General features: G+C 63.4%; 19 protein-coding genes. 8 read left to right on the top strand and 11 right to left on the bottom strand.

The genetic code is table 11. The features are described from left to right. Window positions 1–19: 19 nt before the first annotated feature. Together rpoB and rpoC are read left to right on the top strand one after the other, a co-directional pair. Window positions 20–4,198 carry a DNA-directed RNA polymerase subunit beta gene (rpoB, locus tag V8J55_RS15720; RefSeq protein WP_336446529.1) on the top strand — a complete coding sequence of 1,393 codons (4,179 nt, stop codon included), beginning with the start codon at window positions 20–22 and terminating at the stop codon, window positions 4,196–4,198. 55 nt (window positions 4,199–4,253) lie between these two features. Continuing rightward, window positions 4,254–8,537: a DNA-directed RNA polymerase subunit beta' gene (rpoC, locus tag V8J55_RS15715; protein ID WP_336446528.1), complete on the top strand. Its 4,284-nt coding sequence runs from the start codon at window positions 4,254–4,256 to the stop codon at window positions 8,535–8,537. Window positions 8,538–8,638: 101 nt separating this feature from the next. On the opposite strand, the gene V8J55_RS15710 is transcribed toward rpoC, so the two are convergent. From V8J55_RS15710 to V8J55_RS15700, 3 genes are all read right to left on the bottom strand, one after another. Beyond that, a complete protein-coding gene (locus tag V8J55_RS15710; RefSeq protein ID WP_336446527.1) occupies window positions 8,639–8,893 on the bottom strand; it encodes a hypothetical protein in 255 nt (84 codons plus the stop codon). A 170-nt stretch (window positions 8,894–9,063) separates the two neighbouring features. Beyond that, window positions 9,064–9,243 (bottom strand): PspC domain-containing protein, encoded by a 180-nt coding sequence (locus tag V8J55_RS15705; protein ID WP_039580111.1) that lies wholly within the window; start codon window positions 9,241–9,243, stop codon window positions 9,064–9,066. 58 nt (window positions 9,244–9,301) lie between these two features. Beyond that, entirely contained in the window at window positions 9,302–9,430 is a 129-nt protein-coding gene (locus V8J55_RS15700; RefSeq protein ID WP_268746382.1) for a hypothetical protein, read from the bottom strand. Between the two features lie 242 nt (window positions 9,431–9,672). On the opposite strand from V8J55_RS15700, the gene recF reads away from it, so the two are divergent. After that, window positions 9,673–10,782: a DNA replication/repair protein RecF gene (gene recF, locus V8J55_RS15695; RefSeq protein ID WP_336446526.1), complete on the top strand. Its 1,110-nt coding sequence runs from the start codon at window positions 9,673–9,675 to the stop codon at window positions 10,780–10,782. Here the strand turns inward: recF and V8J55_RS15690 are convergent. Then, window positions 10,779–11,123 (bottom strand): arsenate reductase family protein, encoded by a 345-nt coding sequence (locus V8J55_RS15690; RefSeq protein ID WP_336446525.1) that lies wholly within the window; start codon window positions 11,121–11,123, stop codon window positions 10,779–10,781. The genes recF and V8J55_RS15690 overlap by 4 nt on opposite strands. Window positions 11,124–11,349: 226 nt before the next feature. Here V8J55_RS15690 and V8J55_RS15685 point away from each other — a divergent pair, with 226 nt between their 5' ends. Next, on the top strand, window positions 11,350–12,039 hold the full coding sequence (locus V8J55_RS15685; RefSeq protein ID WP_294048023.1) for a murein L,D-transpeptidase catalytic domain family protein: 690 nt from the start codon (window positions 11,350–11,352) through the stop codon (window positions 12,037–12,039). A 167-nt stretch (window positions 12,040–12,206) separates the two neighbouring features. Here the strand turns inward: V8J55_RS15685 and V8J55_RS15680 are convergent, their stop codons facing one another. From V8J55_RS15680 to V8J55_RS15655, 6 genes are all read right to left on the bottom strand, one after another. Then, on the bottom strand, window positions 12,207–14,102 hold the full coding sequence (locus tag V8J55_RS15680; RefSeq protein ID WP_336446524.1) for a transferrin-binding protein-like solute binding protein: 1,896 nt from the start codon (window positions 14,100–14,102) through the stop codon (window positions 12,207–12,209). A 46-nt stretch (window positions 14,103–14,148) separates the two neighbouring features. Next, entirely contained in the window at window positions 14,149–15,468 is a 1,320-nt protein-coding gene (locus V8J55_RS15675; protein WP_336446523.1) for a surface lipoprotein assembly modifier, read from the bottom strand. A 248-nt stretch (window positions 15,469–15,716) separates the two neighbouring features. After that, window positions 15,717–17,081 carry a L,D-transpeptidase family protein gene (locus V8J55_RS15670; RefSeq protein WP_336446522.1) on the bottom strand — a complete coding sequence of 455 codons (1,365 nt, stop codon included), beginning with the start codon at window positions 17,079–17,081 and terminating at the stop codon, window positions 15,717–15,719. A gap of 72 nt (window positions 17,082–17,153) precedes the next feature. Further along, window positions 17,154–18,515 (bottom strand): acetyl-CoA carboxylase biotin carboxylase subunit, encoded by a 1,362-nt coding sequence (accC, locus tag V8J55_RS15665; protein WP_336446521.1) that lies wholly within the window; start codon window positions 18,513–18,515, stop codon window positions 17,154–17,156. Window positions 18,516–18,525: 10 nt separating this feature from the next. Continuing rightward, on the bottom strand, window positions 18,526–19,002 hold the full coding sequence (accB, locus tag V8J55_RS15660; protein WP_336446520.1) for an acetyl-CoA carboxylase biotin carboxyl carrier protein: 477 nt from the start codon (window positions 19,000–19,002) through the stop codon (window positions 18,526–18,528). Window positions 19,003–19,072: 70 nt separating this feature from the next. Next, window positions 19,073–19,525, bottom strand: coding sequence for a type II 3-dehydroquinate dehydratase (locus tag V8J55_RS15655; RefSeq protein ID WP_336446519.1), 453 nt, complete (start codon window positions 19,523–19,525; stop codon window positions 19,073–19,075). 81 nt (window positions 19,526–19,606) lie between these two features. On the opposite strand from V8J55_RS15655, the gene thiS reads away from it, so the two are divergent. The 3 genes from thiS to V8J55_RS15640 are packed head-to-tail and all read left to right on the top strand — an operon-like array spanning window position 19,607 to window position 20,936. Next, window positions 19,607–19,807 (top strand): sulfur carrier protein ThiS, encoded by a 201-nt coding sequence (gene thiS, locus V8J55_RS15650; RefSeq protein WP_336446518.1) that lies wholly within the window; start codon window positions 19,607–19,609, stop codon window positions 19,805–19,807. Beyond that, window positions 19,807–20,157, top strand: a complete 351-nt coding sequence (locus V8J55_RS15645; protein WP_336446517.1) for a VOC family protein — start codon at window positions 19,807–19,809, stop codon at window positions 20,155–20,157. Before thiS ends, V8J55_RS15645 begins: the two co-directional genes overlap by 1 nt. Before the next feature lie 2 nt (window positions 20,158–20,159). Further along, window positions 20,160–20,936: a bifunctional sulfur carrier protein/thiazole synthase protein gene (locus tag V8J55_RS15640; RefSeq protein ID WP_327195839.1), complete on the top strand. Its 777-nt coding sequence runs from the start codon at window positions 20,160–20,162 to the stop codon at window positions 20,934–20,936. 5 nt (window positions 20,937–20,941) lie between these two features. Here V8J55_RS15640 and V8J55_RS15635 read toward each other — a convergent pair whose 3' ends face one another. Then, entirely contained in the window at window positions 20,942–21,907 is a 966-nt protein-coding gene (locus tag V8J55_RS15635) for a pentapeptide repeat-containing protein (protein WP_336446516.1), read from the bottom strand. On the opposite strand from V8J55_RS15635, the gene V8J55_RS15630 reads away from it, so the two are divergent. After that, a complete protein-coding gene (locus tag V8J55_RS15630; RefSeq protein ID WP_336446515.1) occupies window positions 21,876–22,058 on the top strand; it encodes a CsbD family protein in 183 nt (60 codons plus the stop codon). The genes V8J55_RS15635 and V8J55_RS15630 overlap by 32 nt on opposite strands. Window positions 22,059–22,124 lie beyond the last annotated feature (66 nt).

The following is a 22,124-nucleotide window of genomic DNA, read 5'->3' as shown; positions in this document are numbered from 1 at the left end:
TAAGGCGAGACAATCACTTATGGCGACCAAGGCGAAGTCGGTGGGCAAGGCCCTCGAAGCAACCGCAAGCAAGCGAATCCGTAAGCTGTTCGGCAACATCCACGAAGCGGTGGACATGCCCAACCTCATCGAGGTGCAGCGCGAATCCTATGAGCAGTTCCTGCGGTCCGATCCCTCGATCGGTTATGTTTCGGGCCTCGAGAAGACGCTTCGCAGCGTTTTTCCGATCCGCGATTTCGCCGGCACCGCCGAGCTCGACTTCGTCCATTACGAACTCGAAGCGCCGAAATATGACGTCGAGGAATGCCGTCAGCGCGGCATCACCTATGCGGCGCCGATGAAGGTCACGCTGCGCCTGATCGTCTTTGAAGTCGACAGCGAAACCGACACGCGTTCGGTGCTCGATATCAAGGAGCAGGACGTCTACATGGGCGACATGCCGCTGATGACCGAGAACGGCACGTTCTTCGTCAATGGCACCGAGCGCGTCATCGTGTCGCAGATGCACCGTTCGCCGGGTGTGCTCTTCGACCATGACCGCGGCAAGACCCACTCGTCGGGCAAGTTCCTGTTCGCCGCGCGCGTGATCCCGTATCGCGGTTCGTGGCTCGACTTCGAATTCGACGCCAAGGACATCGTCAACGTCCGTATCGACCGCAAGCGCAAGCTCCCGGTCACCAGCCTGCTGTACGCGCTGGGCATGTCGGGCGAGGAAATCCTCAACCACTTTTACGACCGCCTCGTCTTCGAACGCGCCGAAAACGGCTGGCGCGTGCCCTTCATGGTCGAAAACTGGCGCGGTGCGAAGCCCGCGTTCGACGTCGTCGACGCCAAGACCGGCGAAGTCGTCTTCGCCGCCGGCCACAAGATCAGCCCGCGCCTTGCCAACAAGGCCGCGAAGGACGGTCTCGACACGCTGCTGATCCCGACCGAGGAAATCTTCGGCCGCTACAGCGCCTATGACCTTATCAACGAGTCGACGGGCGAGATCTACATCGAAGCCGGCGACGAAGTGTCGGCCGACAATCTCGAGAAGATCGACGGGGCCGGTCTCGACAAGCTCGTCCTGCTCGACATCGACCACAACAACACCGGTCCCTGGATCCGCAACACGCTGAAGGCCGACAAGGCCGAAGACCGCGACCAGGCGCTGTCGGACATCTATCGCGTCATGCGCCCCGGCGAACCGCCGACGCGCGAAACCGCGGAAGCTTTGTTCGGCGGCCTGTTCTTCGACGCAGAGCGCTACGACCTGTCGGCCGTCGGCCGCGTCAAGCTCAACATGCGCCTCGGCCTCGACGCCGAGGACACGGTCACCACGCTGCGCAGCGAGGACATCCTCGCCGTGGTCAAGGAACTGGTGAACCTGAAGGACGGCAAGGGCGAAATCGACGATATCGACAACCTCGGCAACCGTCGTGTCCGTTCGGTCGGCGAGCTGCTCGAAAACCAGTATCGCGTCGGCCTGCTCCGCATGGAGCGCGCGGTGAAGGAGCGCATGAGCTCGGTCGACGTGTCGACCGTGATGCCGAACGACCTGATCAACGCGAAGCCCGCGGTCGCCGCGGTACGCGAATTCTTCGGTTCGTCGCAGCTCAGCCAGTTCATGGACCAGACCAACCCGCTGTCCGAAGTGACGCACAAGCGCCGCGTGTCGGCGCTCGGGCCGGGCGGTCTGACGCGCGAACGCGCGGGCTTCGAAGTCCGCGACGTTCACCCGACGCACTATGGCCGTATCTGCCCGATCGAAACGCCGGAAGGCCCGAACATCGGTCTGATCAACTCGCTCGCAACCTTTGCGCGCGTCAACAAATACGGCTTCATCGAAACCCCGTACCGCCGCATCGTCGATGGCAAGGTGACGAACGACGTCGTCTATCTGTCGGCAATGGAAGAGCAGAAGCATACGGTTGCGCAGGCGAACGCCGATCTCAACCCCGACGGCAGCTTCATCGACGAGCTGATCTCGGCGCGTGAGGCGGGCGAGTTCCTGATGGCCCCGCGCGATCAGATCACGCTGATGGACGTGTCGCCGAAGCAGCTCGTTTCGGTCGCTGCGTCGCTCATCCCGTTCCTCGAAAACGATGACGCCAACCGCGCGCTCATGGGTTCGAACATGCAGCGTCAGGCTGTGCCGCTGATCCGCGCCGAGGCGCCGGTCGTTGGCACCGGCATGGAAGAGACGGTTGCGCGCGACTCCGGCGCGGCCATCGCGGCGCGCCGCGGCGGCGTGATCGACCAGGTCGATGCGACGCGTATCGTTATCCGTGCGACCGACATGGTCGAACCCGGCAAGTCGGGCGTCGACATCTATCGTCTCCAGAAGTTCCAGCGGTCGAACCAGAACACCTGCATCAACCAGCGTCCGCTGGTGAAGGTGGGCGAGATCGTCCGCGCGGGCGACATCATCGCCGACGGTCCGTCGACCGAACTCGGCGAATTGGCGCTCGGCAAGAACGTGCTCGTCGCGTTCATGCCGTGGAACGGCTACAACTATGAGGACTCGATCCTCATCAGTGAGCGCATCGTGAAGGACGACGTCTTCACCTCGATCCACATCGAGGAATTCGAAGTCACCGCACGCGACACGCGCCTCGGGCCCGAAGACATCACCCGCGACATCCCGAACGTCGGCGAGGAAGCGCTTCGCAACCTCGACGAAGCGGGCATCGTCTACATCGGCGCCGAAGTCGGCCCGGGCGACATTCTGGCCGGCAAGATCACCCCCAAGGGTGAATCGCCGATGACGCCGGAAGAAAAGCTGCTGCGCGCGATCTTCGGTGAAAAGGCCAGCGACGTGCGCGACACCTCGCTTCGCCTGCCGCCGGGCGTGTCGGGCACGGTCGTCGAAGTCCGCGTCTTCAACCGTCACGGTATCGACAAGGACGAACGCGCGATCGCGATCGAACGCGAAGAGATCGAACGTCTGAAGCAGGACGCCGACGACGAACGCGCGATCCTCAACCGTGCGACCTTCTCGAGCCTCAAGGAACTGCTGATCGGTCAGGCGACCAGCGCAGTGCCGAAGGGCCTGAAGAAGGGCGACGTCGTCACCGAAGAGATGCTTGTCGACCTCGACCGCGCCGACTGGTGGAAGCTGGCCGTTGTCGAAGACAATGCCCAGGCCGCCCTCGAAGCGATCAAGGCGCAGTATGACGACGCGATCAAGCGGATCAGCGCGAAGTACGAAGACCGCGTCGAAAAGCTGCAGCGCGGCGACGAACTCGCCCCGGGCGTGCTCAAGATGGTCAAGGTCTTCGTCGCGGTGAAGCGCAAGCTTCAGTCGGGCGACAAGATGGCCGGCCGTCACGGCAACAAGGGCATCATCAGCCGCATCCTGCCGATCGAGGACATGCCGTTCCTCGAAGACGGGACGCACGTCGATTTCGTGCTCAATCCGCTGGGCGTGCCGTCGCGTATGAACGTCGGGCAGATCCTCGAAACCCACCTCGGCTGGGCATCGCGCGGCTTTGGTCGCACGATCACCGCGGCGCTCGAGGATTGGCGCATGGCGAACCCCGATCCCGAGGCGGGCGCCCCGCCCGAGGCGGTTCGCGAAGCGCTGCTTCAGGCCTATGGCGATGAATATGCCGACGAAATCAAGGCGCGCAGCACCGATGAAGTCGTCGAACTCGCCGGAAATCTGTCGGTGGGCGTGCCCTTCGCGACCCCGGTGTTCGACGGTGCGCGCGAAGGCGACGTGTCGGCGATGCTGGAACGCGCCGGTCTCGACCGGTCGGGTCAGGTCGATCTGTACGACGGCCGCACCGGTGATCGGTTCGACCGCAAGGTGACGGTGGGATATATGTATATCCTGAAGCTGCATCACCTTGTCGACGACAAGATCCACGCGCGTTCGATCGGGCCGTACTCGCTCGTCACCCAGCAGCCGCTGGGCGGTAAGGCGCAGTTCGGTGGCCAGCGCTTCGGTGAAATGGAAGTGTGGGCGCTGCAGGCTTATGGCGCGGCGTATACGCTTCAGGAAATGCTGACGGTGAAGTCCGATGACGTGATCGGCCGCACCAAGGTTTACGAAGCGATCGTCAAGGGCGACGACACCTTCGAGGCCGGCATTCCCGAAAGCTTCAACGTGCTCGTCAAGGAAATGCGCTCGCTGGGCCTCAACGTCGAACTTTCTTCCTATGCGGAAGAAGATCCCGACAACGCCCCGGATGCCCTTCCCGAAGCCGCCGAATAATGATTTTCCTCACCCCCTTCGCCTGCGGCGAGGGGGGAAGAGTGGAGCTTAGAATATGAACCAGCTTACCAACTTCATGAACCCGGTCGCGAAGCCCGAAACCTTCGACATGATCAAGATCGGCATCGCGAGCCCCGAGCGTATCCGCTCGTGGTCGTTCGGCGAGATCAAGAAGCCCGAAACCATCAACTACCGCACGTTCAAGCCCGAGCGTGACGGCCTGTTCTGCGCGCGCATTTTCGGTCCGATCAAGGATTATGAATGCCTGTGCGGCAAGTATAAGCGCATGAAATACAAGGGCATCGTCTGCGAAAAATGCGGTGTCGAAGTCACGGTGACCAAGGTTCGCCGCGAGCGCATGGGCCATATCGAGCTCGCCGCGCCCGTCGCGCACATCTGGTTCCTGAAGTCGCTGCCGTCGCGCATCGGCCTGCTGCTCGACATGCAGCTGAAGCAGCTCGAGCGCGTCCTCTATTTCGAAGCCTATATCGTTCTTGAGCCCGGCCTGACCCCGCTCGAGAAGTTCCAGCTTCTGACCGAAGACGAACTGCTCGACGCGCAGGACGAATATGGCGAAGACGCCTTCTCGGCCGGCATCGGCGCCGAGGCGATCCGCGTGCTCCTCGAAAATCTCGATCTGGAGCAGGAACGCGTCGACCTGATGGAAGACCTCGCGACGACGAAGTCGGAGCTGAAGCCCAAGAAGATCATCAAGCGCCTGAAGGTCGTCGAGAGCTTCATCGAATCGGGCAACCGTCCCGAATGGATGATCCTCGAAGTCGTGCCGGTCATTCCGCCCGAACTGCGCCCGCTGGTGCCGCTCGACGGCGGCCGCTTCGCGACGTCGGATCTGAACGACCTGTATCGCCGCGTGATCAACCGTAACAACCGCCTGAAGCGCCTGATGGAACTGCGCGCGCCGGACATCATCGTCCGCAACGAAAAGCGCATGCTTCAGGAAGCCGTCGACGCATTGTTCGATAACGGCCGCCGCGGCCGCACGATCACGGGCGCCAACAAGCGTCCGCTGAAGTCGCTGTCCGACATGCTCAAGGGCAAGCAGGGCCGCTTCCGTCAGAACCTGCTCGGCAAGCGCGTCGACTATTCGGGCCGTTCGGTCATCGTGACCGGCCCCGAACTCAAGCTGCACCAGTGCGGCCTGCCGAAGAAGATGGCGCTCGAACTGTTCAAGCCGTTCATCTACGCGCGCCTCGACGCCAAGGGTCTGTCGATGACCCTGAAGCAGGCGAAGAAATGGGTCGAAAAGGAGCGCAAGGAAGTCTGGGACATCCTCGACGAAGTCATTCGCGAGCACCCGGTCCTTCTGAACCGCGCCCCGACGCTTCACCGCCTCGGCATTCAGGCGTTCGAGCCGGTGCTGATCGAAGGCAAGGCGATCCAGCTGCACCCGCTGGTCTGCGCCGCGTTCAACGCCGACTTCGACGGTGACCAGATGGCGGTCCACGTGCCGCTTTCGCTGGAAGCCCAGCTCGAAGCGCGCGTGCTGATGATGTCGACCAACAACATCCTCAGCCCCGCGAACGGCAAGCCGATCATCGTTCCGTCGCAGGACATGGTTCTCGGTCTCTATTATCTCTCGCTGGAGCGCGAAGGCGAGCCGGGCGAGGGCATGCTGCTCGCCGACATGGCCGAAGTGCATCAGGCGCTGTTCACCGGTTCGGTGACGCTGCACACGAAGGTCATCAGCCGCGTTCCGCAGACCGACGAGCAGGGCAACGAGTATCTCAAGCGTTTCGAGACCACTCCGGGCCGCATGCTGATCGGCGAATGCCTGCCGAAGTCGCACACCGTGCCCTTCGACGTCGTCAACCGCCTTCTCACCAAGAAGGAAATCGGCGACGTGATCGATCAGGTCTATCGTCACACCGGCCAGAAAGAGACCGTGCTGTTCGCCGACGCCATCATGGCGCTGGGCTTCCGCAACGCGTTCAAGGCGGGCATCTCGTTCGGCAAGGATGACATGATCATTCCGGCGTCGAAGGAAGGGATGGTCGACGAAACCCGCGCGCTCGTGAAGGATTTCGAGCAGCAGTATCAGGACGGCCTGATCACGCAGCAGGAAAAGTACAACAAGGCGATCGACGCCTGGTCGCAGTGCGGCGACAAGGTCGCGACCGCGATGATGGACGAAATCCGTGCGACGCCGAAGCTCGACGACGGCCGTCTGGCCCCGATCAACTCCATCTATATGATGGCGCACTCGGGTGCTCGTGGTTCGCAGGCGCAGATGAAGCAGCTCGCCGGCATGCGCGGCCTGATGGCCAAGCCGTCGGGCGAGATCATCGAAACGCCGATCATCTCGAACTTCAAAGAAGGTCTGACCGTTCTCGAGTATTTCAACTCGACGCACGGTGCGCGTAAGGGCCTGGCCGATACGGCGCTCAAGACGGCGAACTCGGGTTACCTGACCCGCCGTCTGGTCGACGTGTCGCAGGACTGCGTCGTGATCGAGGAAGATTGCGGCACCGAACGCGGCATGGAAATGCGTGCGATCGTGCAGGGCGGTTCGACCATCGCCTCGCTCGGCGAGCGTATCCTCGGCCGTACGACGCTCGAGGATGTGACCGACAAGGACGGCAATGTCATTGCTCCCGTTGGCACGCTGCTCGACGAAGCGACGACGCAGCGGATCGAGGACGCCGAAGTCCAGTCGGTCAAGATCCGTTCGCCGCTGGTCTGCGAAGCGACGCTGGGTGTTTGCGGCAAATGCTATGGCCGCGACCTTGCCCGCGGTACGCCGGTCAACATCGGTGAAGCTGTCGGCGTTATCGCCGCGCAGTCGATCGGTGAACCCGGCACGCAGCTGACGATGCGTACCTTCCACATCGGTGGTGCGGCGCAGGTCAACGAGCAGTCGAACGCCGAAGCGATTTCGGACGGTACGATCGAATATCGCGACATGGCGACGATCGTCGACCAGCGTGGCCGCCGTCTGGCGCTGTCGCGTTCGGGCGAAATCGCGATCATCGACGCCGAAGGCCGCGAACGCGCGACGCACAAGCTGCCCTATGGTGCGCAGATCATGCACAAGGACGGCGAAAAGGTGAAGAAGGGCGACCGGATTGCCGAATGGGATCCGTTCACCATGCCGCTCATCACCGAAAAGCAGGGCGTCGTGAAGTATCAGGATCTGGAAGACACCAAGACCCTGATCGAACAGGTCGACGAAGCGACGGGCATCGCCCAGCGCGTCGTGATCGAATATCGCTCGGCGGGCCGCGCCAAGAAGGAAGACCTTCAGCCGCGCCTGACCTTGCTCGACGACCAGTCGGGTGAAGCTGCACGTTACCTGCTCGCGGTCGGCACGATGCTGTCGGTCGAGGACGGTCAGGAAGTGCAGGCGGGCGACGTTCTGGCGCGTGTCAGCCGCGAAGCGTCGAAGACGCGCGACATCACCGGCGGTCTGCCGCGTGTTGCCGAGCTGTTCGAAGCGCGCATTCCGAAGGATAACAGCGTTATCGCGAAGATCAGCGGCCGCATTGAATTCGTCAAGGATTACAAGGCGAAGCGCAAGATCGCGATCGTTCCGGAAGAAGGCGATTCGATCGAGTACCTCATTCCCAAGTCGAAGGTGCTGGAAGTGCAGGAAGGCGACCAGGTCAAGCGCGGCGACGCGCTGATTTCGGGCTCGCCGAACCCGCACGACATCCTCGACGTCATGGGCGTCGAGGCGCTGGCCGAATATCTCGTCGCGGAAATCCAGGAAGTCTATCGACTGCAGGGCGTGAAGATCAACGACAAGCACATCGAGGTGATCGTTCGCCAGATGCTGCAGAAGGTCGAGATCACGGCAGGCGGCGACACCACGTTGCTGCCGGGCGAACAGCTCGATTATCTGGAGATGATGGAGTATAACGCCAAGCTGCCGAAGAACGGCGTGCCTGCGGAGGGCCGTCCGGTCCTTCTCGGCATCACCAAGGCGAGCCTGCAGACGCGCAGCTTCGTTTCGGCGGCATCCTTCCAGGAGACGACCCGCGTTCTCACCGAGGCTTCGGTGCAGGGCAAGATCGACTCGCTGCAGGGCCTCAAGGAAAATGTCATCGTCGGCCGCCTCATCCCGGCGGGTACCGGCGCTGCCATGAACCGCGTCCGCGTCACCGCCTCGTCGAAGGATGCTGCGCTTCGTGCCGCCATGCGCGCCGCGAACCAGGAGCATCTGATCGCCCCGGCGACCGCCGCCGAAGAGCATGCCGCCGAACTGGCGCAGGGCCCCGAAGCGGCGATCGGCGACGATCCGCTCGGCAAGGTGCAGGGCGAAGACTTCACCACCGATGACGTGATGGTTGAAGAGCGCCCCGAAGGCGAAGGCGAGGAATAAACTCCTCGGTCTTCGGACTGACAGAAATGAGCCCTGCCGGAGCGATCCGGCGGGGCTTTTTCTTTGGCTGGTTTGGGGTGGGAAGCGGACGCTATCCGGAGTTATTCGTAGTACGATTCCAGCGTGCGAACTTCGCCCGTCATTCCATTTACGACGAGAACTTGCGGACCATCGACCACGGTCCCTTCCGGTGAAAATCGGTCGAAAATCACAGTCCAGTTACTGGGGTCAATTCCGGCCCGATGTGCTTCCGCGACATCAAAACGCCAACCTAGCAAGTCTTGTTTGGCTAAATACTCGGCAGCCAAGTCCTTCGCTTGCTGCTCCGATATTAAGGGCTTCCGCCGCTTGGTCACTGGATCGCTCCTCTTTGCCAGAACGGTATAGAGCCGACAGCCAAACGTCCGCAATCAGTCGCGAGCCGACAAATAGAAAAGGGCCCACCGGGGTGGCCGGTGAGCCCTTGGTCCTGGGAATATGCGGGCCGGTGCGACTGCGCCTTGAAGGCGTCCGGCCCTTGGCTGTCCTAGGGCGCGAGGATCGCGACGGCGAGGTACAGCAGCAGAGGCAGGCCGAAGCCCAAAAGCGTCAGGGCGACAAAGCCGACGCGCGTCCACAAGACGTCGATGCCGAACTGGTCTGACATCCCGGCACACACACCGAAGATCATCCCGTCGCGACGATTCTTGCGAAAACCCTGTTTCATTTCTTTCCTTTCCATCCCGGCCATCCGGCCGGCGTTATTGGCGGGGTACGGGGACCGGTCAGGCGACCAGTCCACCGAAATGTGCAGCGTTCGGGCCGACAGCGGCGAGGAACATCATCGAGCAGTAAAGCGAGGCAACAGCGGCAATCGCGTAGCTCTTGAACGAGTCGACATTGAAATGGGCCATGATATTTTCCTTCCTTGAACCTTCCATTCCGGGCCATCCGGTGGATGCCGATACTATTGCAGGGACCGTGCCAATTTCATTCATTGGCGGTTAAGTGGGGTTTTTGGGTCCGCGACAGATTATTTCGTCGCGAAAAATGCGCTAAGATGGTGAAAATTCCCGCTAGTCGGAAAATATTCAACGGAACCACGCTCGGCGTCGGACTGGAATCGCGCGAGGGGCTGGGGTAGGCGGACAGGCAGATGACGCTGACCCGCCTTTCGCTGACCGATTTTCGCAATCATGCCGGCGCGGACATGGCGGCCGCGCCGGGGCTCGTCGCGCTGCACGGCGACAATGGCGCGGGCAAGACCAATATCTTGGAGGCGATCTCGCTGCTCGCGCCCGGCCGCGGCCTTCGCCGTGCTGCGCTGTCCGACATGGTGCGCGACGGGGCGAGCGGCGGCTTTGCCGTCTTTGCGGAGGTCCAGGCGGGCACCGACCTCGCGCCGGTGGCGCTCGGCACGGGGATCGAGGCCGCGCAGCCGGGGCGGCGGATCGTGCGCATCAATGGCGCGACCGCCGCGGCGACCGCGCTCGGCGACTGGCTGGCGGTCCTGTGGCTGACCCCTGCGATGGACCGGCTGTTCGTCGAGACCGCGGGCAACCGGCGGCGCTTCCTCGACCGCCTCGTGCTGGCGCTCGATCCGCGCCACGCGCAGCACAGCAATCGCTACGAGGCGGCGCTCCGTGCGCGCGGGAAGCTGCTCGCCGATCCCGGGCACGCCGACCAGCAATGGCTGACGAGCCTCGAGGCGCAGCTCGCCGAACATGGCGCGGCGATGGATGCGGCGCGGCAGCAGATGCTCGCGGGGCTGTCGGCCGAACTCGCGGGCCAGCCCGACGCGCCGTTCGCGCGCCCGCTGCTGACTCTGGTCGACAGCGAAGGCGCTGCGCGGACGGCGCCGCACGACGTTGAGGTGCTCAAGGCGCTGTTCGCGTCGCGCCGCCGCATCGATGCCGCTGCGGGCCGCGCGACCACCGGCCCGCACCGCGATGACCTCTCCGCCGTCCACGCCGCGACCGGCCGCGCGGCGGCACGCTGCTCGACCGGCGAGCAAAAGGCGATGCTGCTCTCGCTCGTCCTGGCGCACAGCGATAGCGTCGCGCGTGCTCGCGGGCAAAGGCCGGTGCTGCTGCTCGACGAGGTCGCCGCGCATCTCGACCCGCTGCGCCGCAGTGCGCTCTACGAGCGGCTCGCTGGGCAGGGCGGGCAGGCATGGCTGACGGGAACCGAGGCGGCGCTGTTCGACGATATGCCGGGGCCGGTCACGCGCTTCCGGATCGCGGGCGGGCGGATCGTCGCCGGTTAGAGGATTTCGAGCACCCGGTCCTGCGGGCGGCACAGTCTCACGCCTTTATCGGTTTCGACGAACGGGCGTTCGACATAGGCGGGATTGGCAGCCATCGCGGTGACGATTTCATCTTCGCCGGCATCCTTGAGCCCGCGTTCCTCGGCATCGGTGCCCCGCAGGCGCAGCGCGTCGCGCGCGGTCAGCCCGGCGTCCTTGAATAGCTGGCGCAGCTTGTCCGCGCTGTACGGGTTTTTCAGATATTCGACGACCGTCAGCGCGACGCCGGGCGTTTCCTGAAGGATCGCCAGCGTCTTGCGCGAGGTGCCGCAAGAGGGGTTGTGCCAGATGATTGCGTTCATGGCGCGTGTCCTAACGCAGCCTTACAGCAGCGTAAACTCGCTATTCATGGCATATATGGCACATCTTCCCGCATGAAGGGGAACCATCCGCTTGCCTTTCGCGGCCAACACACGACTTATGCAAAGTCGAAGGACCGTAAAAGGCGGCCAATGCGGGGTTGGGTTGCAAGTGAATGAATTGATCGATCGACGGGCGATGTTGGCAGCGATGGCTGGGGCGGGGGCAATGGCCGCCGTGCCCGCACGCGCACAGCTCCCCAACTGGATTCAGCAGCCGGTGGCGCCTTTGCCGCCGCCAGTCGATTATCTCGCCGTGGCGAAGAAGCAACTCGCGATGCAGGGACGCAATATCCCGCAGAGCGACCGCGTCGGCGTGGTCGATTTCGGCCTGCCTTCGTCGCGCCCGCGCTTTGCGCTGGTCGACATGGTCGCGGGCAAGGTCGAGATGTTCCCGGTGACGCACGGTCGCGGATCGGACCCGCAGCACGACGGCTGGCTCAAGAATTTCTCGAACCGCGTGGGCAGCCTGGCGACCTCGCGCGGCGCGTATCGTACCAGCGATTATTATTGGGGCGCCAACGGCTCGTCGATGCGGCTCGCGGGGCTTGAACCCGACAATTATTCGGCTGACCAGCGCGCGATCGTCGTGCACGGCGCCTGGTACGCCGACCCGGCGCTGATCGCGACGCAGGGAAAGCTGGGGCGCAGCGAAGGCTGCTTCGTGTTCGGCGAAGAGCTGTTGCCGATGATCCTCTACAAGCTCGGGCCGGGCCGCTTGCTATTCGCCGACCGGCTGAGCCTGCCGCCGCCGATGCCCAAGCCGTTCGAACTGCCGCCCTCCGACCCGCTTCCGGGTATGGAGAATTTGCGGCGCGCGAGTTCGATCAGCGGGCCGCTGCCGAAGACCGCGGACTGAGCGCTTCCACCTATCACAGCACCGTTCCCGTGAAGGCATGACACCGATATGGTCATCCGGCGCGTGGGGGTTCTGAACTCGCGCTCGCAAGCAGGGGAGTCGCAGGTCGCCAAGGTGATTGGCGACGCTGCTTTCTGAACGGGTATATCTGACTGTTTCCCGGGCGTTTAAGGCACGGTTTGCTTCCCTATGGCGATGCCTGTCATATTGCCCACTGCCGGGTCGTTGATATTGAAAACAGCCGCATATTCCTGGGCAGCATTGCCGTAGAAACGACCGATCAGGCTCCCCGTACCCGAGTTCCACGCTCCGTTGAATGCAGCCGTGAAGGCGTCGATCGACCCGGCGAAATCATACCGGCCAAGCGCCGTCGAGACGCCGTCGAGCCCAACCCGGTTGGGGAACAGGCTCGCCGCCAACACGCCGGTTCCGAAATTCGCGGTAAGGTCGGATCGGCCGTTCAGCGAGGCGACGATTTTCGAGCCGTCATTGACGTCGCCGAAAAGGCGGCCGGCATAGGTGGCGCTGCCGCTCCGCGGCAATTGATCGGGCGGGGTGAAGCTGCCGAAGCCGATATATTCGAGGCCGTCGCCGCCGCTATCGCGATGCGTGAAAACACGCATGAAGCTGGCATATGTCAATTCGATGCCATCGGTATTGCCATCGAACAAGCCAACCGAATAATCTATCTTCGTACCGGCGACCGTCTCTGTCCCCGCATAGGCGCGCAGGTCGCCCGCATCCTTGTCCGCAGCGCGATTGGCGGGGCCGACTGCAAGAAAAAGCCCCACATTTGCTCCGGCGGGGAACGTATAGGTGCCGGTGTCGGCATTGTAACGGATCGTTTCCGCCAACGGTGGCGGATACAGGAGCCCCGAGCCAGGCAGCGAGACGGTCGTCTTGACCGTTCGGAAGCGGGGCACCCCTTTCAGATTGGCAAGCGTATCGCCGGCCGCGGTCTCCGGCAGGCCATAGCCGGCGAAGGCGAGGCTGTAATAGAGCGAGCCCGAGGCGCCATAGAGCGCCCCGCCGATATCCTCGGCGGCAGGTCCGAAAAAGGATCCGGTCATGTCGCCCGCATAACTATCGGATGCGCCCGCCTGTGCGATGAACCTGCCCGTAAAACGGTTTTCGCCCGCGACGATTGCGCCGACAGCCTTCACCTCTCCATCGCTTTCGGTGCTGATGACGCCGCCGCCGAAAAAATTGAACGTGAAAGTCTTGGCGGCGATTTCGAGCCGTCCGGTTCCGAAGTCGACCAGCGCGGTTCCGTGCCCTGCCACATCCAGCAAATTGGCTGAGGCATTGGAGGAGCGGGTGCCGCTGAAGGTCAGGTCATAGGCGGCATTGCCGGACCTGGGCACGGCGGACGCGGCACTGGGCAGGCCGAAAGCGAAATCGATCGCGCGATAGCGATCAATACTGGTGGCAACGTCGCGCTGCCGGGAAATGAGCTGGGCAAGCACCACATAGCCAGGGGTGGTCGTGAAGTCAGTCTGCGCGCCCCAATCGAGGTCGAGTTGGGTGATCTTGTCCCCATCGATTTTCTCGTGGCGCGTCCCCTTGGAGGACAGGACCTTAAAATCGCCCGGTCCGAAGACGAGCTGTTCGGAACCGGCTTTGAGGGTAAAGCTGTCCGTGCCAGCGTCATAGGCCAGGCTGGCATCCGTCACCGCACCGCCGGACGCGGGTTGGGCACGGCCGGCATCATAATCGACGCTGACCGCGTTGGCTAAGGCCGCAAATGTCGAACTGACCGTTGGCTTTCCCAAGATTTTGGGCGGCGTTGGGGTAGGCGTCGGGATCGGAGTAGGCGTGGGTGTCGGCGTGGGTGTCGGTGTCGGCGTGGGTGTGGGCGTCGGTGTCGGTGTCGGTGTCGGCACGGGCGTAGGTGTAGGCGTGGGCGTGGGCGTCGGGATCGGAGTAGGTGTCGGCACGGGCGTGGGCGTGGGCGTCGGCGTGGGTGTCGGCGTAGACGTCGGCGGCGGGGGTGTTGAGTTGACGCCCCCGCTCCCGCCGCCGCAGCCAGCCAGCATCAAGCTCAGCGCCGTCAACGAAACCATCGCCGTCGCCTTTTTGGAACGTATCGATCGCATAAACATATCCCCGTCAGAATGCCGATGTGACGCCAAATTCGGCGGCAACGCGGCGGTAGTCGTAAATTTCGATCGAGGAGCGATTGCGCTCCCATTTGAGGCGTATCAGCGGTGCGAAACTGCCGAGGCGCAGGGACCGCAGCGTCATCGCAAGACTGGCATTATAGCGGTCCTCGACCCGGCGTTTTGGATAGAGGAACAGCCGTGCGTCGGCCTCGAGATGGCTGTACCCCAATGTGCCGACCAGAGTGGCGCGCCCAAGTTCGCGAAACAGGTAGATCGTGGTCCCACCGCTTGCCAGCGAATAGCCGGGATCGCGCGCGGCCTCCCGGAAACCGTAAACCTGTATTCCTCCGCCCGTTCGCGCGCTGAACGCCCGGTCGAAGCTCGCCGCGAGGGTGAAGTCGTCGGCTGTCTGCAGCGCGTTGCGCTTGTTGGTCTGATGCGCGATCCCGCCTTCGAGCCGCAATTGGCTTCGCTTGCCCAACGGACGCTGCCAACTCACATTGCCGCCGATCGTCGTGCTGTAAGGATCGCGTCCATACCAACGCCACGACGGCCCAAATGAAAAGGTCAGTTGGTTACTGCCCCATGTATATTGCGGGCCGGCCTGAATGCCGATCGTGACATCATTGAAGTCGGCTTCGCGATAGAGCGTCGCGCTACCCGACGCGCGCACCATAAGATCCGCCCCGGGTTCGATACCGAGACGGAAATAACTCTGGCCCTGCAAATCGAGCCCGATACCCGACTTTGCCTGTGCATTCTCGTCGAGCACGAAATCGCCGATCACCGTGCCTAGCGTATCGGCCCGGGTGGCGCGGTTGATGTTGCTGTCGGGCGCTAGCGCCAGCTTGATCGAGCCGCCCAGCGGCTTTCGGGCGTCGAGTGCGCGCGAATAGAAACGGACGAGTTGCTCGACTGCCGGCGGCAGGCCAGCGGCCTCGGCGGCGCGCAATTCCCTTCGCGCCGCGCTGAGATCGCCGAGCATAGCCTGCATGCGCGCCAGTTCCAGCCGTACCCGTGCCACATCCGGCTTTTCGTCGAGGATGCGGCGAAACTCGATCGCGGCATCCGAATAGCGCTTGAGGTGGTCGGCCAGCATCATGCCGAGGCGAAACCTGGCCTCCGTGCGCAGTTCGATGTCCGGATCCCTTGCGAGCGCGCGATAGGCTGTTTCCGCCATCGAAAAGTCGCCCCGTGCGCGCGCGTCATCGGCAAATTTGAAAAGCTGTGTGGCCGAAAGCGTAACATCGGTCGATTGCTCGGTTGAGCGCTGCGCGACGAACTCGCCCTGGTTCGTTGCTTCCTGCGCGTTGCCGGCCGTGGTCAAGATCGCCGCGACTATAGTCGCTACGAATTTCCGAATTGTAATCACTTAGCCCCCGTTTGAAGCTACCTCCTATCTGTCAAAAAGAACGCTTGTCCAGTAAAGACCATCTCCGCTTGCATATTTCTGACAAGGAGTTGGGGATAGCGACGCAAGGCGTCCGGCCAAGGGATTCAAGTGATTGCGCCCAGCGAGCAATAATATCGGTAGTCCCGCGAAAGCGGGAATGCCGAAGAAAGTCGCGTTGTTGCTCAATAAATCCCGCTTGTCCCCGGCGTCGTCGCACGCGCGGTTGTCGTCACCGTCGGAACCACGGGCGGCGGCGTCGGCGCGATGATCGTCGCGGTCGGGCGGCCGGGCTTGGCAAAGCTCGCCACGACGGGCGCGTCGCGGCCATAGATGTCGGCGAGCTTCTTCACGCCGCCCTTGCCGTCGGGAATGACGGTCCAATAGGCGACATAGACGGGGAAGGGGTTGTCGAAGCCGAAGCGCGTTGTCGCGCCGCTGGCGATCGCCTCGCCGAATTCCTCAGGGCTTTTCCCGGCGAACATCACTGCCATCAGGCCCGAGAAGTGCAAGGCGCGCTCGGTACGGATGCAGCCGTGGCTGAACGCGCGCGCTGCGGCGGCGAAGGCGCCCTTCGACGGCGTGTCGTGCAGATAGATGGCGTGCGGATTGAGCATTTCCATCTTCATCACGCCCAGCGCGTTGTTCGCGCCGGCCTTTTGCACGACCGACAGCGTCTTGCCACTGCCCGTCCAGGTATAGCCCTGCGCGCGCGCGGCGCCCGGATTGCGCGCGATCGTGGCGCCGATGCCTTCGTTGATGATGCTGCGCGGCAGTGTCCAGGTCGGGTTGACGATGATGCCGGTCGCCATCGGATTGAGCTGCGGCGTTGGGGTCGCCGACTTGCCGACGACGGCCTTGTGCGTCGCGATGATCGTGCCGCCATGGACGACGCGGGTCAGATATTCGGGGACATTGCTGACGACATAACGTTCGCCGAGCGTGCGCGGCATCCAGCGCCAGCGTTCCATGTTGACGCGGATCGCGTTGGCGTCGGCGGGGGTCTTTGCTTTTTTGAGCGATGCCTTGAGTGCCGCGAAATCGGGGTGCACGGGGTCGAGCGTCGCGAGCGTCTCGCTGACGGTTCCAGCACCGAGCGCCGCGGCGAGCAGCGAGAGCAGGGGTTCGCTGTCGCCGTCGCTGTCGACCATGAACCACTGTTTGCGCGCCGCGTTGGGCGTGCGGCCGTCGCGCAGATGCGTCGCGAGCAGCAGGAAGGTATCGGTCGCGGTTTTGTCGAGCCGCGCCTGATCGCCGCCCATGATCGCCGCGGCGAGCGCATCGGGGCTATAATCCTTCGCGAACAGCCCTTCGGCACCGATGCCCTCGATCGATACCAGCAGTGCCTCGGCATTCTGCTTCGACCAGCTCGGCAAATTCGCTTCGGCCGCGGTTTCGACCACGGGGGCGTCGTCCTGCACCTTGTCGGGCTGGAGGATCACCGAATCCTCCTTGACCCCCGGTTGCGCGAAAGCGGGCACCGCGAGCAGGCTCAGCGGAAGAAGAAGCGCCGCAGCAGGACGCGCCGAAAAGGGGGAGTTTTTGACCATGGTTAAAGCCCATAGCCAAAAAGCATCCACAGTTAAAGTGAGCTGCCGCACAGTTCGGCGCAAGAATAGATGTCAGGCCTTCGCCGCTTCATCCTGCTTTGCCAGCCATTCCTCGAGCCACTTGATCGTATAGTCGCCGTGGATGACATCGGGGTCGGCGAGCAGCGCCTGATGGAGCGGAATGTTCGTCTTCACGCCGCTGATCACCATTTCCTCGAGCGCGCGGCGCATCCGCATCATGCAGCTTTCGCGCGTGCGGCCGTAAACGATCAGCTTGCCGATCATGCTGTCGTAATAGGGCGGGATCGAATAGCCGGCGTACAGCCCGCTATCGACGCGCACATGCATGCCGCCCGCGGCGTGATAATTGGTGACCTTGCCCGGCGAGGGCAGGAAGGTGCGCGGATCCTCGGCATTGATGCGGCATTCCATCGAGTGGCCGCGGAATTCGAGGTCTTCCTGTTTCACCGACAGCCCCATGCCGCCCGCGATGCGGATCTGTTCGCGGACGAGGTCGAAACCGGTGATCATTTCGGTCACCGGATGCTCGACCTGAATGCGCGTGTTCATCTCGATGAAGAAGAATTCGCCATTTTCCCACAGGAATTCGATCGTGCCGGCGCCGCGATAGTGCATCGCCGCCATCGCGTCGGCGCACACCTTGCCCATGCGTGCGCGTTCCTCGGCCGAAATGATCGGCGAGGGGGCTTCTTCGAGCACTTTCTGGTGGCGGCGTTGCAGCGAGCAGTCGCGCTCGCCGAGGTGAATCGCGCCGCCGTTGCCGTCGCCGAATATCTGGAATTCGATGTGGCGCGGATTACCGAGATATTTTTCCATATAGACGGTCGGATCGCCGAACGCCGCCGCGGCTTCGCTCGACGCCTGGCCCATCAGGCTTTCGAGGCTGTCGGCATCGGGCACGACCTTCATGCCCCTGCCGCCGCCGCCCGACGCCGCCTTGATCAGCACCGGATAACCGATTTCCTCGGCCATTTTCCGGCATTCGTCGCCATAGGTGACCGCGCCGGGCGAGCCCGGAACGACCGGCAGGCCCAGCGCCACCGCGGTGCGCTTCGCCTCGACCTTGTCGCCCATCGTGCGGATATGTTCGGGCTTCGGCCCGACGAAGATCATGTCATGCGCTTCGATGATCTCGGCGAAACGCTCGTTTTCGGACAGGAAGCCATAGCCCGGGTGGATCGCGTCGGCGCCGGTGATCTCGGCCGCCGAGATGATCGCAGGGATGTTGAGATAGCTGTCCTTCGCCGCGGGCGGGCCGATGCACACGGCTTCGTCGGCAAGGCGGACGTGCATCGCGTCGGCGTCGGCGGTCGAATGGACCGCGACGGTCTTGATGCCCATTTCGTGGCACGCGCGATGGATGCGCAGCGCGATCTCGCCGCGGTTGGCGATCAGGAGCTTTTCAATGGCCATAAGTGAGGGCTCAGCCGATGGTGAACAGCGGCTGGTCGAACTCGACCGGCTGGCTGTTCTCGACATGCACGGCTTTCAGCGTGCCCGACGCCGGCGCGGTGATCGGGTTCATCACCTTCATCGCCTCGACGATGAGGACCGTGTCGCCGGCCTTCACCGCCGAACCGATGGCGGCGAAATTCGGCGCGCCGGGTTCGGGCGAGAGATAGACGGTGCCGACCATCGGCGATTTGACGGCGTCGGCGAAGCTGTCCGCGGCCGGAGCTGCCGCGGCAGGCGCCGCGGGTGCGGCCGGAGCAGCCGCTGCAACCGGCGCGGCGGTGGGAGCGTAAGCGACGGGCGCGGCGTTCAGCGTGCGCGCGACACGAATCTTGCGCTCGCCGTCCTCGACCTCGATTTCGGACAATCCGGTGTCGTCGAGCAGCTCGGCGAGCGCGCGGACGTATGCCGGATCGACGTTGATGCCATTGTCTTTATGGTCACCCATGAGAATATTTCCTGTTGTTGCGGCGCCGTTGGATGCGGCGCTCTGACCCCGTTTTTGATGCGCCCTATTGTCAGAGACGGGCGGCGGCGTCCAGCGCCAGCGTGTAGCTGTTCGCGCCATGTCCGGCAAAATGCGCCACCGCGGCCATGCCGACATAGCTGATGTGCCGGAATTCCTCGCGCTTCATCGGGTCCGACAGATGGACCTCGATCACCGGCACCTTGATCGACTTGATCGCATCGTGGATCGCGATCGAGGTGTGGGTATAGCCGCCGGCATTGAGCAGCACCGCCTTGGCGCCCGCGATATAGGCTTCGTGCAGCCAGTCGATCAGCACGCCTTCATGGTTCGTCTGGCGGCATTCGACGCGCAGCCCCAGCACGTCGGCCTGCGCTTCCAGCCGCGCATGGATGTCGCTCAGCGTGTCGTGCCCGTAAATCTCGGGCTCGCGCGTGCCGAGCAGGTTGAGGTTGGGGCCGGAAAAGACAAAGACGGTCGGCTTGTCGGGACGCTCGTTGGTCAAGGGTTTGGCTTTCGGTTGCGAGGACGCGCGCTCCCCCTATATGGGCTGCTCGGCAAAAGGCAAAGCAAGGCGGATTCCCCAGTGATCTCGGTCATCCTCAACGGCGAAACAAGGCAGGTGCGCAAAGGCAGCATCGCCGACCTCGTCGCCTCGCTCGGCCTCGACGTGAAGAAGGTCGCGGTCGAGCGCAATCGCGAAATCGTGCCGCGCTCGACGCTTGCCGATGTGACGCTCGCCGAGGGCGACGCGCTGGAAATCGTGCATTTCGTGGGCGGCGGCTGATGTCGGTCGGTCGCATCATACCCAATCGCTATGCCGACGACGCGCGGACCGGCGAAGGCTTTTTCAACGATGTGCTGGGGCTGGAGACCGCGATGGCGATGGATTTTATCACCATCTATCGCTCCGGCACCCAGCCGATGGCACAGATCAGCATCCTGACCGACGATCCGTCGGGGTTGCGTCCCGCCTATTCGGTCGGCGTCGACGATGTCGATGCGGTGCATGCGCGGGCGGTCGCGGCGGGGCACGAGATCATATACGCCCTGCGCGACGAGCCGTGGGGCGTCCGCCGGTTTTTCGTTCGCGATCCGCTCGGCGACATCGCGAATGTGGTACAGAATAAGGATTGAATGTGGACAAGATCGACAGTTGGACCGTCGCTGGCCGGACCTTCACATCGCGGCTGATTGTCGGCACCGGCAAATATAAGGATTTCGAGCAGAATGCCGCCGCGGTCGCGGCGTCGGGGGCGGAAATCGTCACCGTCGCGGTGCGCCGCGTCAATGTCTCGGACCCCAATGCGCCGATGCTGACCGACTATATTGATCCGAAGAAAATCACTTACCTGCCCAACACCGCGGGCTGCTTCAACGCTGACGACGCGATCCGCACGCTGCGGCTGGCGCGCGAAGCGGGCGGCTGGGATCTGGTGAAGCTCGAGGTGCTCGGCGAGGCGAAGACGCTCTATCCGAACATGCGCGAGACGCTGGAGGCGACCGAAGTCCTCGCTAAGGAAGGCTTCCTGCCGATGGTCTATTGCGTCGACGACCCGATCGCCGCGAAGCAATTGGAAGACGCGGGCGCGGTCGCGGTGATGCCTTTGGGCGCGCCGATCGGCTCGGGGCTCGGCATCCAGAATCGCGTCACGATCCGCCTGATCGTCGAGGGCGCTTCGGTGCCGGTGCTCGTCGATGCAGGGGTCGGGACGGCGAGCGACGCCGCGGTGGCGATGGAACTCGGCTGCGACGGCGTGCTGATGAACACCGCGATCGCGGAGGCCAAGGACCCCATTCGTATGGCGCGCGCGATGAAGCTGGCGGTCGAGGCGGGGCGCGATTCCTATCTCGCGGGGCGCATGGGCGTTCGTCGCTACGCCGATCCGTCGAGCCCGCTGGCGGGGCTGATTTAAGCCGCTCAGTCCGGATAGACGTCCAGTCCCATCGCCGCCAGCAGATGCGGCTGCTGGCCCGCCGACACGATCATGCCGTCGAGGGTCGCAAGCTCCCTGAGGTTCAGGTCCGCGACATCGGCGCCGCGAAGGTCGGCGCGCGCGAATTTGGCGCCGGCGGTGAGCGCGAGGACCAGATCGCTCCCGCGCAGATCTGCGCCCTCCAAATCGGAATCGAACAGGACCGCTTCGCGAAGGTTCGAGTTCGAAAGCTCGCAATCGGGCATGCGGACGCCGTTCAGATCAGCGAATTCGAGATTGCATCCGCGAAAGGCGGCAGCCGTCTTGACGAGTTTGCGACCGAAGGCTCGGCTGAAATCGGCCTTGTGAAGCTCGGCGCCCCGCATGTTGCACGCATCGAACTCGATGCCAAACAGCGTCGAACGATCGATCTTCGCAAAGGAGAGGTCGCAGCGCCTGAAACGCGTCTGGTCGAGACGCGAGAAGACGAATTGTGCGCCGGTGTGGCCCGCGTCGTCGATGAAGGAACAGCCCTCGAAAATCGCATCGCGCATATCGACATTCGCGAAGCGGCATCGGATCAGGCGGACCTCGGTCAAGCGCGCGTCCTGTAGGCAGGTTCCCGTAAGCTGGACGTCGCGCAGCACGCATTGCGTCAACGTCGCGCCGGCCAGATCGATCTCCGCGAAGTCGACGCCGGAAAGATCAGCGTTTTCGATCATGCAGCCGGGTTCGAGTTTCATCGCCATCTCTCTTCCCTCGTTGCGCGGGTCGACGCAGTAGGCAATGACGTGGAACGTATCAAGAACAATTATAGCGATCGACCGACTGTCCGTTGCCTGGAACGCTTTGCCTTGTGCCCGGAACAAACTCTCCGGCGATCCGTTGGTTTGACGAGAGGCGAGCCCCTCCCGCCTCTGAAAACCAAGGAGAAACCCCGTGGGTGAATTCACCGAAAAGGCGAAAGGCATCGCCAACGAAGCCGCCGGCAATGCGAAGCAGGCGGCCGGCAGGGCGACCAACAACGAGCGCCTTCGCGCCGAAGGCGAAGCGCAGGAGCGCAAGGGCGAAGCCCAGAATCTGAAGGGCAAGGTCCAGGGCGCGCTCGGCGACAAGATCTGACCGCTTGCGCGTCACGCAAGCAATGAAAAGGCCCCGGGGTATCCCTCTCCCCGGGGCCTTTTTCAT

Source organism: Sphingopyxis sp. CCNWLW2, from assembly GCF_037095755.1.
Taxonomy (GTDB): domain Bacteria; phylum Pseudomonadota; class Alphaproteobacteria; order Sphingomonadales; family Sphingomonadaceae; genus Sphingopyxis.
The sequence above is the reverse complement of the archived record's forward strand: the minus strand, read 5'-3'. Positions and strand labels throughout refer to the sequence as shown.

Coding starts and splice junctions, on each gene's coding strand:
- rpoB (WP_336446529.1), top strand. CDS start 20: ATGGCGACCAAGGCGAAGTCGGTGGGCAAGGCCCTCGAAGCAACCGCA.
- rpoC (WP_336446528.1), top strand. CDS start 4,254: ATGAACCAGCTTACCAACTTCATGAACCCGGTCGCGAAGCCCGAAACC.
- V8J55_RS15705 (WP_039580111.1), bottom strand. CDS start 9,243: ATGAAACAGGGTTTTCGCAAGAATCGTCGCGACGGGATGATCTTCGGT.
- V8J55_RS15700 (WP_268746382.1), bottom strand. CDS start 9,430: ATGGCCCATTTCAATGTCGACTCGTTCAAGAGCTACGCGATTGCCGCT.
- recF (WP_336446526.1), top strand. CDS start 9,673: ATGACGCTGACCCGCCTTTCGCTGACCGATTTTCGCAATCATGCCGGC.
- V8J55_RS15690 (WP_336446525.1), bottom strand. CDS start 11,123: ATGAACGCAATCATCTGGCACAACCCCTCTTGCGGCACCTCGCGCAAG.
- V8J55_RS15685 (WP_294048023.1), top strand. CDS start 11,350: ATGGCCGCCGTGCCCGCACGCGCACAGCTCCCCAACTGGATTCAGCAG.
- V8J55_RS15680 (WP_336446524.1), bottom strand. CDS start 14,102: ATGGTTTCGTTGACGGCGCTGAGCTTGATGCTGGCTGGCTGCGGCGGC.
- V8J55_RS15670 (WP_336446522.1), bottom strand. CDS start 17,081: ATGGTCAAAAACTCCCCCTTTTCGGCGCGTCCTGCTGCGGCGCTTCTT.
- accC (WP_336446521.1), bottom strand. CDS start 18,515: ATGGCCATTGAAAAGCTCCTGATCGCCAACCGCGGCGAGATCGCGCTG.
- accB (WP_336446520.1), bottom strand. CDS start 19,002: ATGGGTGACCATAAAGACAATGGCATCAACGTCGATCCGGCATACGTC.
- V8J55_RS15645 (WP_336446517.1), top strand. CDS start 19,807: ATGTCGGTCGGTCGCATCATACCCAATCGCTATGCCGACGACGCGCGG.
- V8J55_RS15635 (WP_336446516.1), bottom strand. CDS start 21,907: ATGCCTTTCGCCTTTTCGGTGAATTCACCCACGGGGTTTCTCCTTGGT.